This window comes from Rhodopirellula baltica SH 1, from assembly GCF_000196115.1.
GTDB classification, from domain to species: domain Bacteria; phylum Planctomycetota; class Planctomycetia; order Pirellulales; family Pirellulaceae; genus Rhodopirellula; species Rhodopirellula baltica.
In genome coordinates this window covers 602,019-616,481 of sequence record NC_005027.1, presented here as the reverse complement: position 1 = coordinate 616,481, position 14,463 = coordinate 602,019, and the positions used below count along the sequence as shown (strand labels likewise).

Sequence of the window (14,463 nt, the reverse complement as noted above, 5' to 3'; positions counted from 1 at the left end):
CGACATTCCAATCTGGACCAACTCCTTATACTTGGCTTGCCGACCCAGCAACTTTGCGTCGGCCTCTCCAAAAGGCACCGCCGAAACCAACGACTCCCAGCAAAGCCAGCGAAGAGGGTTCTGGAACTGCCGAAGCTTGAAGCCCCGCAGTTGTTTGACCAACGAGGACGCTCCCATTGAGTTCACCTACACCGGTAACTTCAGTTTCAATGAATCTCAAGCTGATAGCATTGGTCGCCAAACCCAAACTGCTAGTTCCATCTCCGGTCGTCACTTGTTCGTTGAGGATTAACGACGCCCCCTCAATGTCCAGCGGTAACCCTCCTGAGGATACCGAGAGGTTGATCCCTGTGTTTGGGGCGATCGTCCCATCCAGCGTCGCGACAACTGAGTTCCCCACACGAATCACTAGATCCTCAACGTTCATTGTCCCTACTGAATCAAGCGAGCCGAATTCACCATTGACGGCCGATGTCACATTAATTGCAACTGCTGTGATCGAAATCAGATCTGCAGAGGCCAATTCAACCACGGACAAGTCGAGATTTGCAATTGAGTGACTGGAATTCGCGAAGCGGATGCCAGACAAGCCGTCGACATTCGAACTTACTGACGGCGTAACCGCACTTGATGTAACGTCCAAAACGTCGCCCGATGAACCGCCCGGGATAATGCCTGCATTGGCATTGATAGACACCGCCGAGGGATTCTCGCTGTAGGGCGCTGGTGACACTCCTGACGAAGATGCCAATCCACTAAGTTCGGCATCGACCACAACACCACCTACTACAAGTGGCAAGAGAGCCAATTCCAAATCCGCAGTAAGGAAATCGGACGAACTATTGCCTCCGACTACGGCAGCTTGGGCATTTCCCGCCGAACACATGATGGCACAGATTGACCATCCCAATAAAAACCACCTCATTTGCAAACCTCTTAACCTTGAAAGAAAAGTCAGCCTGAACGTCCTGGCCATCTCAATCTATCAACTCTTTGTAGGGGGAAAGCAGAGAAATTTGAAGATCGAGGGTTAACCCGTGCTGTTAATTCGTTCACAGATGCGTCTTTGAATGCAACGAAGTCACGTAGAAACGATCAGAAACCGCCCTGATATTTGCTTGCCCTCTCGCAGTTGCCGTCAGAACGACCACACCCAAGTCAAGGCGTAGCTTCTGATTCGTTCCATGTCGCATCGAACGCTTTTCCGTTACCTCGAACAGGTTCCCAGCGGCACCAAGTACTCATCTACAATCTGAGCCTCCAAGCAAGACGGCAGAAGTCTTTCGGCATTGAAACGGTTTTGGCGAGCGTGGTTGCTCTCACGTACAACCGGGGCGAACACCCGATCGGCTCGCACGGATATGCCCGTTCATTCCTGCCAACCTGCTTAGCTGGATCGTCGGTTCCCACCTTCCTCTCCCCACATTTCCCTATCAATTCTGCCATGTCTTTCAGATTGCTCTGGATCGTTCTCTGCATTGTGCTTCTCTCTTTTCAGACGTACGTTCCCGCTGCCGAAACGGTGCCAAAGAAGCAACCCAATGTGTTGATGGTGGCGGTTGATGACCTCAATCATTGGTTGACGTTCATGGGGCGGAATCCTCAAGCTCAAACGCCCAACTTCGATCGGCTGGCCAAGATGGGCGTGGCGTTCACGAACGCCTACTGCGCCGTTCCCGCTTGTGAACCATCTCGATGCGCGTTGATGGGTGGGCGTCGACCTTGGACAACCGGTTGCTACAAGAACGGCGACCAGTGGAAGAAGTACCAACCCGCCGGCGATGGCATGGCGGCTCAATTCATGAACGCCGGATACAACGTGTTCGGTGCGGGCAAGATTTATCATTCGATGGATTTTCATCCCTCCGAATGGACCAACTACATGTCCAAAAAAGGGTTCTCGTCCAATGGTCCCGGCGTTCAAAAGATGGACGGATATCACAACGACAAAATTCATCCAGACTTGAAGGATGAAGACCTGATCGATTGGCACACGACCGACTACTGCATCGAACGCTTGAACTCGGAGTCCGACCAACCCTTCTTTATCGCCTGCGGTCTTTACAAACCGCATTTGCCATTCGTTGCACCGAGAAAATACTACGAGGCCTTTCCGCTGGAATCCATCCAGCTTCCGCCTCACCGCGAAAATGATTTGGATGATTTGCCTCCGGCGGGTGTGCGGATGGCAGGTGCTGATGGCGACCACAAAAAATTCCTGAAGTCAGGACGCTGGAAGGCGGCGATCCAGTCTTATCTGGCGACATGTGCATACACCGACATGAACTTGGGTCGATTGCTTGACGCGTATGAGAACAGTCCACAAAAGGACAACACAATTCTCGTTCTGTGGACCGATCACGGTTGGTCGCTTGGCGAAAAGCAGCATTGGCGTAAATTCGCCTTGTGGGAAGAACCCACACGAACCCCGATGATCTGGGTCGTCCCCGGAATGACCACGCCGGGGGCAAGATGCGAACGGACCGTGGATTTGATGTCGGTCTACCCGACGCTGTGCAAGCTTGCTGGAGTGCCCATTCCGGATCACGTGGAAGGACGCGAAATCACATCGTTGCTCCAGAACCCAAATGCAGCCTGGAACGTTCCCGCGATCACGACACACGGCTATGAGAACCATGCCGTTCGAAGCGAACAGTATCGCTACATCCGATACGCCAACGGCGACGAAGAACTGTACGACAGCCTAAACGACCCGTACGAGTACGAAAACTTGGCCAATAAGCCGGGGCTCCAAATCGTCAAGAATGAGCTCGCGAAATGGTTGCCGAAGAATGCCGTGAAGCCCGCGCGCTAACCAAATCGGCCCCCCTGCCAACTCAACGTTTTGAACGCGACTTCAATGTAGCCTGCAGAAGCCCGGCAGTCTTCGCATCTGCGAGAACGTACAGTTATCTGGTGATACCTTCTGGCGGGTTTCTTCATTTGCGAACCTCTCCCGGAACGTCGTTCGGGGAGAGAACGAGCGACGCCGGTCAGGCGTACGCGAGGATGAGAAGCTGGCACGCGTCCCCTCCCACTACGGCTTGTTGATTCGTCAACGACGCATCAGCGCATGCAGGACGCGCCCCACGGACGCATTACTATTTCAGCCAGGGCTATGCGCTGGGAATCCGCCCGAAACAAAGTAGGCCGGACCAAGCGAAGCGAAGTTCCGGCAAAAGCAAATTCGTCGACGCCTGACGAAGACGAGGCGATGGGGGCAAAAGCACACGCATCATCTCATCGTGCGAACATCACCCGCCACCGGTGCACGGGATGATCCCCCACGATTGTGAATCCAAATCCGAAGCGCAATCTTTCGCGAAATCACTTGAAGAGCGACGCCGGTGCCTGATAGCCGTGCCGTTTACGAGGCCATAGGTTTAGCAGCATAGCGGCTTTCAGATACCCACTGATCTGCTCTGGACTCCAGTTGAGAGCGAGCTTCTCAGACACGACCTCAAAGAGCTCCGGGTCCTCCAACTTGCTGATGACCGATGGCCTCTTCTTCAGGAAGTTGGCTCGGCGTTCGGCATGCAATGGGTGATAGTGCTTGCCTGTGATGTGGTTCCTTGCCAGCTCACGAGAAACAGTGGAGGGAGATACTTCAATTGCTTCCGCGATCTCTTTCTGTTTCTTGCCGTCTCGTTGCATAACAGAGATGACAACGCGTTGGTGAAAGGTAAGATGTGCCATAGCTGACTGAGTCCGTCTGAGTTGTTGGGATTTGAAGCTCCAAACAATTTGGCGGGCTCAGTCGGTCTTTCGCCAGGGGGCGTTGAAAAACCTTTCGTTTTTTCAAAGCTCTAAAAATTCAGTTTCGGGTTTGAATTCACACGTTTGGGTTCAGTAATGTATTACGGTGTATGTCCAGCCAGGAACAGACCAGCCGAGACCAATGCCCCAGTCGTGAAATTCCGCCCCGTCAGGCATCCACCAAGCAGTGTATCGGATTGATGCAGAGCGTATCGGTGCAGGCGAAAAAATGAGATTCGTTGCGATCGGCCGATAGACATACGAGTAGGCTTCATAGGCCCACGGAATCTTTGAGCCGGGCGTGTTGAAGCGAGCCATCGCCCACGAGGCCGGGCCGAAGGACGCATAGAGCAGCACAATGAATGCCAGTGATGCAACGGATAGCCGAAGCATACGCTTGCACCCGGCGTTTTTCCGGGCGAAGAGTAGGGCCGTTGAGCAGAGAAAGAACAGAAGGAAGAGCGAAGGTCCAATCAGTGCACCGCTTGACGGCCAGGCGAAGAATAGTGAAATCGCAAGAGCCACTCCGCCGGTCAAAAGCAGCAATGCACGTAGCGAGAAGCGAATACGTTGAGGCATCATTTTTCAGTCGGGGAACACCAGCGATAGTGGGGGCGTAGCGGAGGCGGGTAAAATGCCGAAGGCAACCCGCCGTAGCGGAGGGCACACTGCCTCCGGTTCATCGCAATCGTTATCCGTTTTCAGTTTGGTGGTAGACCCATCCCAGCAGCAGTGAAGTTAAAACCAGATTTTGCCCACCCCTCGATAACCGAAGATTCAATAACCTCGATGTGGCCGTCGAGGAAAAGGTAATTTGCGGTTTCGCCAATGTGTCGCCTGTGAGCGATGTACTTGTCGACAATCGGGGGAACTAGTCCAGCGTCGATGTTCGCCGTCGTGAACCAGGTGTCAGGATTCATGTCGGGTGGAGAATTTGGATCGAGAATCAGTGGACCGTCATTGTGTTCCATAACTCGAATCGAGGAATGAGTCGCGTTGTGCACAAGCGGATCATCGTAGATGCCGAGATTGTTAAAATAGCTATATCCGTTGGTTGAGTCAGGGCAGAAGTGAACGCCCTCACGCATATTACTTGCACACTGAGTCCGGCGTGCGGCACCTCGTGCCGACTGCACAGCGGGTAACAGCAAGGCCATGCAAATGAAGATGATGGTAAATACGACAAGAAGCTCGACTAGAGTAACTGCCCGGCATTTGTTGTCGCGCGACATTGAGAGGCTTCTCAAATTTCAATCGGATAACGCCTGCCGCAACCGGGCACGAACGGAAGACTTTGATTTCAGTTGCCGCGCGATTGAGTGCTCCGGTTCACGGCTTTGTTATTTGGCTTTTCGGGAGTTGCGGCGATTCACCGTCAGGAACAAGGGCGAACAGAGATTCGATCCATCGTGCGTCCGAGTCTGACAATTCAGCCGTCCGATTCTCAGTGTATGACTCAGTTTCCCACAGCGATCCAGTGTAGCTGAAGTGCCTCAGATTTGTTTCACCGTTCTGTAGATCAATTGTCCGATCACCAAGGTTTCCGGGCAACGTGTGCCAATACGGTTTCCATTTTGCGTTTTCGTAGACGTTCCGCAATCGATTGACTGCCTCCGCGTCTGCGATCACATGTTGTTGATCGTGATTGCGAATCAGAATTGAGTCTGTCTTCTGAAAATCAGCGAGCCATTGCGGATTCGGGGCATGAGACGAGAACTGACATCCAAAGGCGGCTGCGAGCAACGGAATAATGATGGGCATCGTCAATCTCATGCTCGCCTCCATTGCGCGCCAAATAACGTTACGCGTAACCGGGAACGCCCGGAAAAGTTCCTAACGGCCAAGTCGCTCAGCTCGCGTTCTCCGGTTCACCCGATGGCTACCCCGTCGTGTTGGTTCGATTTGATGTCAAGCACAAGTTTGGATCCGAAAGCGGAAAAACCGGCCGAATCAAACAGCCTTCGAGCGACAGCGTTGAACGCCCAGACATCCAGAACCACGCGAGACAACCCCAGTTTAGCAGAGATCAAGCTCGCGTCGTCAAGAAGACATTTTCCGACGCCGCGTCGACGATACTTAGGATCAACTTCGATTTGGTGCAGGTGCGCGAAACGTTGTGGATGCTTGAAAATCGATTCGGAAGTTGATTCAATTGCAAGTATGTAATGGCCGATGATTTTGGTCGAGTCGCAAGCAACCCGGATCGTGATGTCCGGCTTTGCTAGTGATGCGTCGAGGTGCGAAACGGCGTCCGCGCGGGTGAAGCGGCGGTAAATGGACGGGTACGCATCGGCATGAAGATGCTGAACGCGAACCAGAGCGTCGGCGAGACAGCCAAGGTCACCATTAGATGCGTCACGGATCATTGCGTCGAATCAGTCGGGTAACGGATCCCGTAACCGGGAACGGACAGTTGACTTTCCATCTGTGAAACCATGCAAGCCGTTCTCCGGTTCACGTCTTGGTTACCGGTCTTTTGGTGAAGTGTCCATCGCGTTGTGAATACGATCCAGTGCGCGATGAACTTCTTTTTGACGTTTATCAGCGTCGGTAGTGTCGGTCGCAAGTACGACTGCAATCTCAAAAAAATACCCGTTGCGAACGATAAAATGATGTCCACCGATCGTCGTTGGCGGACCATTGCCTTGGTAACGGGTTACTCCAAATGGGAATACAGTCTTATCGTAAGATTCTCCGTTAAAGGTGTAGCGGAGAAAACGGCCGTCCTCATTCTTGGAGTCTATGAGCTTGAAATTGTCACCAATCGCGTTTTGCATCGCCTCGAAACGTGGCTTCTGCGTATCCAGCAATTTGTCCCCTTGAGGGTAGTCGGGACGAATCTTGGTGTACACGATCGCACCTTTAAGTTGATCATCGCCTTCAAGGTGAACGACAGTCGTGATATTTGGCCTTGTAACTTTCTCGCGCGGCACAATCGTCTTCTAAGCGAGCCCCGCCAACTTCAAGGAGAAAACCCGATCGGACGAGACGAAACGTTTGTCCTCGTCAGTCCCTTGCGCGATAGGCGATTGTGCATAGCAAACACCTGCAAGCAGTATTATTAACAATGTGTAAATTTGCCGCTGCATTAATTATCTCAATTCGATCTCATCCGGTAACGGTACGCATCAGCGGGCGGCGAGAGTTGGGCAACCACTTCTAAGACCGCTCCACCGCCGCTCCGTTGCATGCGATGGTTCAAGTAAGCCGCTAGCGCGGCGGTTTCGGTTTGGTGGTGGAACGGGCGCGTTGCGGATTGTTGGAAGCATCCTTTCAGGAGGAGCTGTTCGCTGAGAACGGCTCAGCAACTCCTCCTGAAAAGGAAACCAACATGTCCAATTCTAGCTCAAAAAGTCCGCAAAATGCACCTGGAGCCCACTTCCCTGAAAGTCTTCGCCTGAGACTCTCCGAAGACTTGCACCTGACTGGTAAGGCCAAACGAACTCACGATGGCTACATTCGAGCGGTCAGGCAGCTCTCCGATTTCGCCGGTTGCAGTCCCGATCAGGTGACCGAGCAGCATGTGCGGCAGTTCTTTTTGCACCTCAAGAACGATCGCAACTTTGCTTATGGATCACTCCGCGTGGCATTCTCGGGCATCAAGTTCTTCTTCACGCACACCTGCAAGCGTGACTGGGAAATCATCAAAATGCTCAAGCTCCAGAACATCACCACGTTGCCGGAGGTGCTGACGATCGAGCAGGTTCATGAACTGATCGGCTCAGCGACCACGCAGCGAATGTTCGTCTATTTCTGGACCGTCTATTCGCTGGGACTCCGACTCAATGAAGCGTTGCATCTGCAGGTCAGTGACATCGACGCCGAGCGAGGCTGGGTTCATGTCCATCGTGGCAAGGGAGCCAAGGACCGGTACGTGCCACTGCCGACGACGACCGTTCGACTTCTGCGAAACTACTGGGCCAGTCATCGACATCCAAGCTTTCTGTTTCCGGCAGATGGACGAAAGCATGACCTCGCCAAAGACGGCGTCAGCGAAGCGACGACCCCGATGAGCGAAACGGCCGTTCAAGGAGCAATGAAGCAGATCACGAAAAACCTCCGCTTTGGCAAGAAGGTCAGCATTCATACGCTACGTCATTCCTATGCGACGCACTTGCTCGAAGCGGGCGTGGGACTGAAGGTGATTCAAAAGTACTTGGGGCATTCTTCGCTGCAGACCACGATGGTCTATCTGCATCTGACGGATACGGCCGAAGCCAACGCTCGCGAAGAAATCGAAAGGCTGTTCGGTAGTCTACCTGGCAGCGGCGAGTAAACCCGCTCTCGCAAATGCCCACGGTTGCGGAGGCTCTTCGCCAATTCGCACCGGCATACCTGCAGCAACACGCCGATTCGATCTCGGTCGCCGAAGACAAAGTTCTTGGCGCGATCACTCGTTGTCGCACCGGTGCGCTCGGTGGTGTTCACTACCAGTGCGGCGGTTGCGGAAGCGATCACTGGGTCGGACGTTCGTGTGGCAATCGGCACTGCCCAAACTGCGGTCACCAGCGGACGCAGGCGTGGATTGAAACGCAGGCTGCCAAGCTGATGCCGGTTCATCACTTCTTGGTCACTTTCACGGTGCCCCGGGAGGTTGGCTTGGTGCTGCGCGTTCACCAACGTGACGGTTACCGATGCTTGTTCGATGTGGAATTGCCCACGAAAAGTTGACAGTGGACCGGTCTTAAGGGAAAGGTAAACGGTGAGTCCTGTGAGTCAGGACTCACTTACGAGTGACGGTTCTTTGATCGCTTGCTCGAAATCGATTGGACTGAGGTAGCCCAGCGACGAGTGCAAGCGATGAGGGTTGTAAAATCGTTCGATGTAGTCAGATACGCCGCGTGTGGCGTGTTCGTGCGTGTCGTAAATCTGCTGTGCTTCCTCGGTTTTGTAACTCTTGAAGAACGATTCCATCGGTGCGTTGTCGTAGCAGTTCCCGCGACGGCTCATGCTTTGAACTAGCCCACTGGCTGCCAGGCGTCTGCGGAAATGATCGCTCGCGAATTGGGAGCCACGATCGCTGTGAACGATCAGGCCCGCGTTTGGCTTGCGAAAAGTAAGTGCTTGATCGAATGCCCCGACCACCAATTCCGAATCCATGTTCCGGCTCGTTTTCCAGCTGACAATCTTGCGGGAATGCAGGTCAACGAATGCACAGAGGTAAGTGGAGCCTTCTTGGGTTGGGATGTAGGTGATGTCCGTTAGCCAGACGCGATTGATTGCCTCGGTCGTGAAGTTTTGGCCAAGCAAATTTGAGGCGATGGGCTGATCATGATTGGAGTCAGTGGTCGATATTCTGAATTTGGTGCGGCGATTGGCTTGTATTCCCGCATGACGCATGCATTTGGCGACGGTATTTCGGCAGCACACCACACCGCGTTTGACTATTGCTCGTTGCATTCGCGGGCTTCCATACGCATCGTGATGTTTTTCCAGTCGGATTTCCTTGACGGCTTGAATGATTTGGGTTTGCTTGATCTCGGTGGCTGTGGGACCGCGACCGGCGAATCGGTAATAAGCGGCGCGAGTGACTTCGAGGGTTCGGCAGAGCACTGCGATCGGCCAGCGATCGCGGCACTCTCCAATGAACTTCAACCTCAGTGACTTTCTTTGGCGAAGAATGCCGTCGCTTTTTTTAAAATGTCGCGTTCCATCTTGAGTTGACGATTCTCTTCGCGAAGTCGTCTCAGCTCGGCTTCAATGGATTGGCTACCAACTACTTCGGCCTGGAATGTTCCGTCTTCGTCAAAAGACTTCTTCCACTTGCGAATCAAGCTGTCCCCGATCCCCAAGTCTTTAGCGACAGCGGTGTACGACAAGCCTTGTTCGATGACTTTCTTGACTGCGGCCAGCTTGTATTCGCGGCTAAATGTTCGACGTTTGTCCATGGATCGGTTCTCCTGTCAGAGAAGTCTGACGTGCGCCGGCCCACTGTCAACTTTTCGTGGGCAATTCCAATGCGAGCAGTCAGAGCATTCGCGATGTGGGATCGGCAACCAAGAGCCTGAAAGGATGCCAACTTGGATTCTTCGGCGTGCTTCATACCTGGGGTCGCGATCCGGCCGTCTATCATCCGCACGTTCACTATGTCGTTCCTGGCGGCGGAGTGAAACTGGATGAGCTTGGCCACGCCCTGTCATGGCAGAGCACACCGAAGAACTTCTTGTTCCATCACGGCACGTTGATCCGCACCTATAAGGCGAAGCTTGCCGAAGAGCTTCGAGCGGCAGGTCTTTATGCCCAAATCGATCGTGAAGCTTGGTCGAAAGACTTCGTTGTCGACATCCAGCCGGTTGGGCACGGCGTTCCGACGCTGAAGTACCTGGCACCGTACGTTCATCGAGTCGCGATCAACGACAGTCGCATCATGGATGTCAATTCGGAAACGGTGACGTACCAAATCCGTCGCAAAGGGAACGTGATGCAGAGCAAGACCGTTGCCGGCGACGACTTCGTGGGCAACTTCTTGCAGCACGTGCTGCCAACGAACTTCATGAAGATCCGCCACTACGGTTGGATGAGCGGGAACAGCAAGGTGAAGGTCGAGGAGGTGAAGTGGATGGTCTGGCTGATGCTTGGCTGGACGTTCTGGCTGGGCAGCGGCTACGCGCCACAGGATGAACCACTGACCGTGCCGATGAAGTGTCGCCTGTGCGGCGGTGTGATGCGAGTGATCGAGGTCAGCTACACCTCGTTGTCGTCGCAGGGCATCCGCCCCGAGCACGGGCTGACTTACTACGACAGTGGTTAACGCATGAACCAGGGAAGCGAAACGACCGAGCGAATTCGAACGTCTTCAGAAGGGCGAATGGGGGCGATATGTCGCGACGGCAATCTCAAGCTCAAAACTCATCGGGCAATCAGCGTCAATCCGCTTCCATGCAACTCTTCCCCAGCGAAACTGGCCGAGAGCAAACGGCCGATCAGGAAGTCACCTGCTTCAGAGCCAACCCGCCTCTTCGTTAGAGAACGCAGCCGGGAAGCAATTCCCAAGAGAGACTTAATCAACGCCTCGTCATTCACCCCCGGGCATCTTGAACAGAGGACTTGAGCTTCGGCTAGGCGACGCGTTCTAAACCGCGGCGAACGAAGAAAACTGAAAGAGAAAGTGACTCAACCGCCGCATCCACGCGAAGTCAAATCCTTATTGGTTATCCGTATTTGGTGGCGTGTCAGAATAGTGAAAGAGGTACTCCGGCCGCGTGTGAATGGTTTGTCGGCTCGGTCTTGGAGCCAGGCGAAGTTGCAGCCCACTGATCGAGGGTAGCGATGTCCTGCGATCTCACGATCAGGTCAACGAGAGGGACGTGGCGCTTCGCATCGGGGGACAGTGGGAACATACATACGATTCGGTAGAGGTCACCAGAGAGTTCTTGCTTAAGCAGCATGGGCATAGCTGGCGCGCTCGTAGCGTTCTTAATCCAGCTTCCGTAGAGTCGCATCGAAAAGGTGTGGCCGTCGAAAGCAACCCGGCGCGGAACCATCGCCGCCGCAAACGATCCCAATACATACAAGCATAAGTGGCCGAGATAGCCCTCTATTGGGTGAGAGCCAACGTGGTGCAGCAAAAATTCAACCACCGCAAAAATCAGGGCAACGCGAGCCATGCGAAGAACAATGAACCGCCAACCAACGAGGGAAAAGAAAAGGTAAGGTTCGGAAATCATGTTTGAGATACAGGAGTGATGATGGCTTAGTCGGATAACTTGTTTATCACCTGTTGGACAGGTGGGAATAAGTGGTGAGGTTTATTCTACACGGTTTGCCGGTGGGAATAAGTTGCCTTCCGGGCACTTGTTCTCATCGGTCGGTGCGGACTTCGTCCACGTGGGTGACTTGTTCTCACCGTGACACTTCCAGGACGTTGCGTCCTCGGATTGATCTCAATTGACAATTTGACGGCAGAACGCGAGCCAAAGGACCGCAGCCTTTGATGCTCGCAAAAGTGTCCAGTGAAATTCCCATCGTATTCTTGGGGATCCGCTCCCCGCTTGCAAACATTTTCGTAACCGGTGGACAAAACCGCACGCTTTGAGCGGTGGTTTCAGCGAGTTTCTCGCCTAGCTTGTTCACGCTCTCGAGACAGTCTTGGTGGCTGATGTGGAGGCGTTGCCTCTGGTTGCGTTTGAGCGTTCTGGAAGAATTTTATGTTTGATCGGCAGGAGGAGGAGATGCTGGGAGGCCTTGCCTACGCGGCGGGTTGTGACTGGAACAACTTTAACCAATAGCGGACCACTGCGACGATGCTGGGAGGCCTTGCTTGGAACCACGTGAACAACAAGTGACGTAGCGGAAACGCGCGAACCCTCCGGTTTCTCACCGGGCGGCTTGCGCCACACCGCTAACATCGTGACTTGTTGTTCACGCGTCGCTTACGCGGCGGGTTGGGACTAACAGCCTTGCTTACGCTGCGGGTTGTGACTGGATCCTGACACATGTGGCGTGTTGTGGGTGCAGCCTTGCTTACGCGGCGGGTTGTGACCGGAACAACATTAACCAGTAGCGGACCACTGCGACGATGCTGGGAGGCCTTGCTTGGAACCACGTGAACAACGAGTGACGTAGCGGAAGGGCGCGAGCCCTCCGGTTCCTCACCGGGCGGCTTGCGCCGCACCGCTAACATTGTGACTTGTTGTTCACGCGTCGCTTGTGCAGCGGGTTGTGAGGTGGGATTCTCAGGCTGGAAGCCTAAGCCACATGGGTTGCTGCTGTGGCAGGGAACCGACATTCGTCAGATTCAGCAGTTGCTGGGGCACAACGACGTGAAGACGACGGAGATCGACACGCATGTGCGGAATCCGAACGAGGCGAAGGTGGTCAGTCTGTTGGATCGGTTGGTGCGGGACGAGGTGGCGGTTGCGGGTTGCGCTCGGGCCGACTGAGGGCCTCAGTCGGTTACGGTTGGTTGAGCGGAGATGGGGGTGGCCGACTGAGAGCCTCAGTCGGTTACGGGTGTTTGGAGAAGGGAGAGTAGGGCGACTGACGGCCTCAGTCGGTTACGGGTGTTTGGTGAAGGGAGGGTGGGGCGACTGACGGCCTCAGTCGGTTACGGGTCATTGGGGCGGAGACAGAGCGGGATGACTGGGGGCGTCTGTCGGTGACGGGTGAAATTGGAGTTGCGGGCTTTGTCGCGATTCGGAGCCGTTGACGGGGAAGAAACGTTGCTACGAAAAAACCCAGTTGGGGATTCCAACTGGGTTTCGTTTTTCGAGCGATGCAACGGTCTATCAACCGTCGGTCTTGTCGGCTTTCTTTTGAAAACCTTTGCTGAACGCTTTGTCGTTGAAGACCAATTCAGCTTGCTTCTTTTCTTCGGTGCCTTCGACCTTGCCTTTGCAGCCGTTGCAGCAGAAAGCAACCTTGGCTCCGTCGACAGTGATCAACGTTTCAGGGTTCACTTTGCCGCCACTGAATGGGCATGCCTTCTGTTCGTACTGTTTGGTTTGAACCAGTTGGCGGTTGGCCTGAGTTGCGAACTTCTCAGGTGTCTTGGTGAATTTGCCTTCGCAACCGTTGCAGCAGAAGAACACCTTGCCTTCTTTGTATTCGGCTGACTTGCTCGCTTGAGCATCACGTGGAGCGACGACGCACTTCACGTCTTTCAGGTCCACGGTTTTCTCCACGGCGTCCGCAGCAACCACGGTGGTGGCAGCGACCAACAGGACAGCCAGAGCTGAGATCCAACGTTTAGCCATCGTTTAACTCTTTCCAATCAAGGGCAGTGACCGCCGCGAAAAGGTGCGTGGCGGTGAATTGACGCAGTTTGCAAACCATCAGGCTAAGTCGCCGCGGGGCCCGATGTCAAATCCGGATCGTCGGGATTCGCTTCCGATTTCGCATTCAATCGAGCTCTGGCCGCCTCCCACGGACTGGCAGGTTTCGCCGGCGGAGCTTCCTTCGGCACGGGTTGGGCAGTGGGTTCAGGATCGGGTTTCGCCGCAACCGGCTCAGGATCCGCTTCCGGTTCGGGATCCGCAACAACCACGTCAGCGGCGGGTGCCTGCGGTTGTGGCTCGGGTGTCTCCAACTCCGTTTCGGTTGTCGACGTTTCGACTTCAATGGGCTCTGGAACGTGTGCAGGTTGCTCGGGTTCGGCGACCGGAGGCGTTGACTCAGCGACGGGCTGGGCGATGGGCTGGGTCTCAGCTTCGGCTGTGGGAATCGCTTCTGATTCGGCGGTTTCCGCTGCTGTTTCGGTCGACTCGGCGTTTGGCCAGACGGTTTCGTCAGGTTCGTCCTCGGGCCCTTCCGATGCGAGACGTTCGAGTTTGGCTTGTTTTTTCGCCAGTCGACGAGCCACATGTTGAGCCGCCAGGTCCTCCATCGAGTAGACCGTTTCGGGTTGTTCTTTGCCGGTTTGTTTCAGGTACAGCTCAGCGATGAATTCTTTGAGCGGCTTTTTCCAAGGTTGGTCCTTGATATTCGCGTAGCTCGGGAATCTGCGTGGCTCCAAACCCAATTCCCGAGCCATTTGGACTTCGGCGTGGGTCAGGCTGTATTGTTTTCGGATTGCGATCCAAGGCAGGAATTTGTGTGGGATTCTGGCTTTTTTGTTCTTCGCCATGTGGTTTTCGTGAAATTGTGGGGAGGATCTTGGAGTGCGTCTTCGCTGGTTCGGTCTTGACGTTTTACTGTGACGCCTCGTATTGAAGCAGAAGTGTTTGAACGCGTCAGTGCGTCAACACGGTCGAAAATGGACTTTCGACT

The 14,463-nt window shown here is 54.3% G+C and carries 14 protein-coding genes and 2 pseudogenes; 5 read left to right on the top strand and 11 right to left on the bottom strand.

What is annotated here, in order from left to right:
• Positions 1–25 precede the first annotated feature (25 nt).
• Positions 26–976: a PEP-CTERM sorting domain-containing protein gene (locus RB_RS02415; protein ID WP_011118264.1), complete on the bottom strand. Its 951-nt coding sequence runs from the start codon at positions 974–976 to the stop codon at positions 26–28.
• Positions 977–1,444: 468 nt separating this feature from the next.
• On the opposite strand from RB_RS02415, the gene RB_RS02410 reads away from it, so the two are divergent.
• The gene (locus RB_RS02410) at positions 1,445–2,815 is read left to right on the top strand and encodes a sulfatase (protein ID WP_011118263.1); all 1,371 of its coding nucleotides are present in this window, start codon (positions 1,445–1,447) and stop codon (positions 2,813–2,815) included.
• A gap of 512 nt (positions 2,816–3,327) precedes the next feature.
• Here RB_RS02410 and RB_RS27975 read toward each other — a convergent pair.
• The 6 genes from RB_RS27975 to RB_RS02375 all read right to left on the bottom strand — a co-directional run bounded on the left by RB_RS27975 (position 3,328) and on the right by RB_RS02375 (position 6,689).
• Positions 3,328–3,696 carry a helix-turn-helix domain-containing protein gene (locus RB_RS27975; RefSeq protein WP_011118260.1) on the bottom strand — a complete coding sequence of 123 codons (369 nt, stop codon included), beginning with the start codon at positions 3,694–3,696 and terminating at the stop codon, positions 3,328–3,330.
• A 150-nt stretch (positions 3,697–3,846) separates the two neighbouring features.
• Positions 3,847–4,338, bottom strand: coding sequence for a hypothetical protein (locus RB_RS02395; protein WP_011118258.1), 492 nt, complete (start codon positions 4,336–4,338; stop codon positions 3,847–3,849).
• A 119-nt stretch (positions 4,339–4,457) separates the two neighbouring features.
• Positions 4,458–4,988, bottom strand: a complete 531-nt coding sequence (locus RB_RS28470) for a type II secretion system protein (protein ID WP_164921393.1) — start codon at positions 4,986–4,988, stop codon at positions 4,458–4,460.
• A 97-nt stretch (positions 4,989–5,085) separates the two neighbouring features.
• Entirely contained in the window at positions 5,086–5,529 is a 444-nt protein-coding gene (locus RB_RS02385; RefSeq protein ID WP_231846139.1) for a hypothetical protein, read from the bottom strand.
• A 95-nt stretch (positions 5,530–5,624) separates the two neighbouring features.
• Positions 5,625–6,122: a GNAT family N-acetyltransferase gene (locus RB_RS02380; RefSeq protein WP_011118255.1), complete on the bottom strand. Its 498-nt coding sequence runs from the start codon at positions 6,120–6,122 to the stop codon at positions 5,625–5,627.
• A 99-nt stretch (positions 6,123–6,221) separates the two neighbouring features.
• Complete coding sequence (locus RB_RS02375; RefSeq protein ID WP_164921391.1) at positions 6,222–6,689, bottom strand: hypothetical protein; 468 nt, start codon at positions 6,687–6,689, stop codon at positions 6,222–6,224.
• A 302-nt stretch (positions 6,690–6,991) separates the two neighbouring features.
• Between RB_RS02375 and RB_RS02370 the strand changes: the two genes are divergently transcribed.
• Positions 6,992–8,032 carry a tyrosine-type recombinase/integrase gene (locus RB_RS02370; RefSeq protein WP_164921390.1) on the top strand — a complete coding sequence of 347 codons (1,041 nt, stop codon included), beginning with the start codon at positions 6,992–6,994 and terminating at the stop codon, positions 8,030–8,032.
• 14 nt (positions 8,033–8,046) lie between these two features.
• Positions 8,047–8,403 (top strand): annotated as a pseudogene (locus RB_RS02365) (IS91 family transposase); the annotation flags it as partial.
• Between the two features lie 69 nt (positions 8,404–8,472).
• Here the strand turns inward: RB_RS02365 and RB_RS02360 are convergent.
• A protein-coding gene (locus tag RB_RS02360; RefSeq protein ID WP_164921275.1) for an IS3-like element ISRba6 family transposase occupies positions 8,473–9,644 on the bottom strand; the annotation gives its coding sequence in 2 pieces (ribosomal slippage) (positions 8,473–9,395 and positions 9,395–9,644; 1,173 coding nt in all).
• Between the two features lie 68 nt (positions 9,645–9,712).
• On the opposite strand from RB_RS02360, the pseudogene RB_RS02355 reads away from it, so the two are divergent.
• Positions 9,713–10,507, top strand: a pseudogene (locus RB_RS02355) (IS91 family transposase); the annotation flags it as partial.
• Between the two features lie 421 nt (positions 10,508–10,928).
• Here the strand turns inward: RB_RS02355 and RB_RS02350 are convergent.
• Complete coding sequence (locus RB_RS02350) at positions 10,929–11,423, bottom strand: hypothetical protein (protein WP_011118248.1); 495 nt, start codon at positions 11,421–11,423, stop codon at positions 10,929–10,931.
• A gap of 957 nt (positions 11,424–12,380) precedes the next feature.
• On the opposite strand from RB_RS02350, the gene RB_RS02330 reads away from it, so the two are divergent.
• Positions 12,381–12,638 carry an integrase gene (locus RB_RS02330; RefSeq protein ID WP_315851293.1) on the top strand — a complete coding sequence of 86 codons (258 nt, stop codon included), beginning with the start codon at positions 12,381–12,383 and terminating at the stop codon, positions 12,636–12,638.
• 345 nt (positions 12,639–12,983) lie between these two features.
• Here RB_RS02330 and RB_RS02325 read toward each other — a convergent pair whose 3' ends face one another.
• Positions 12,984–13,451 (bottom strand): hypothetical protein, encoded by a 468-nt coding sequence (locus tag RB_RS02325; protein WP_007327803.1) that lies wholly within the window; start codon positions 13,449–13,451, stop codon positions 12,984–12,986.
• Between the two features lie 83 nt (positions 13,452–13,534).
• A complete protein-coding gene (locus RB_RS02320) occupies positions 13,535–14,320 on the bottom strand; it encodes a hypothetical protein (protein WP_164921388.1) in 786 nt (261 codons plus the stop codon).
• Between the last annotated feature and the right edge of the window lie 143 nt (positions 14,321–14,463).

Excerpts from the sequence above, each read along its gene's own strand:
- RB_RS02350 (WP_011118248.1), bottom strand. The coding sequence starts at position 11,423 with ATGATTTCCGAACCTTACCTTTTCTTTTCCCTCGTTGGTTGGCGGTTC.
- RB_RS02320 (WP_164921388.1), bottom strand. The coding sequence starts at position 14,320 with ATGGCGAAGAACAAAAAAGCCAGAATCCCACACAAATTCCTGCCTTGG.
- RB_RS28470 (WP_164921393.1), bottom strand. The coding sequence starts at position 4,988 with ATGTCGCGCGACAACAAATGCCGGGCAGTTACTCTAGTCGAGCTTCTT.
- RB_RS02380 (WP_011118255.1), bottom strand. The coding sequence starts at position 6,122 with ATGATCCGTGACGCATCTAATGGTGACCTTGGCTGTCTCGCCGACGCT.
- RB_RS02395 (WP_011118258.1), bottom strand. The coding sequence starts at position 4,338 with ATGATGCCTCAACGTATTCGCTTCTCGCTACGTGCATTGCTGCTTTTG.
- RB_RS02410 (WP_011118263.1), top strand. The coding sequence starts at position 1,445 with ATGTCTTTCAGATTGCTCTGGATCGTTCTCTGCATTGTGCTTCTCTCT.
- RB_RS27975 (WP_011118260.1), bottom strand. The coding sequence starts at position 3,696 with ATGGCACATCTTACCTTTCACCAACGCGTTGTCATCTCTGTTATGCAA.
- RB_RS02415 (WP_011118264.1), bottom strand. The coding sequence starts at position 976 with ATGGCCAGGACGTTCAGGCTGACTTTTCTTTCAAGGTTAAGAGGTTTG.
- RB_RS02325 (WP_007327803.1), bottom strand. The coding sequence starts at position 13,451 with ATGGCTAAACGTTGGATCTCAGCTCTGGCTGTCCTGTTGGTCGCTGCC.
- RB_RS02385 (WP_231846139.1), bottom strand. The coding sequence starts at position 5,529 with ATGAGATTGACGATGCCCATCATTATTCCGTTGCTCGCAGCCGCCTTT.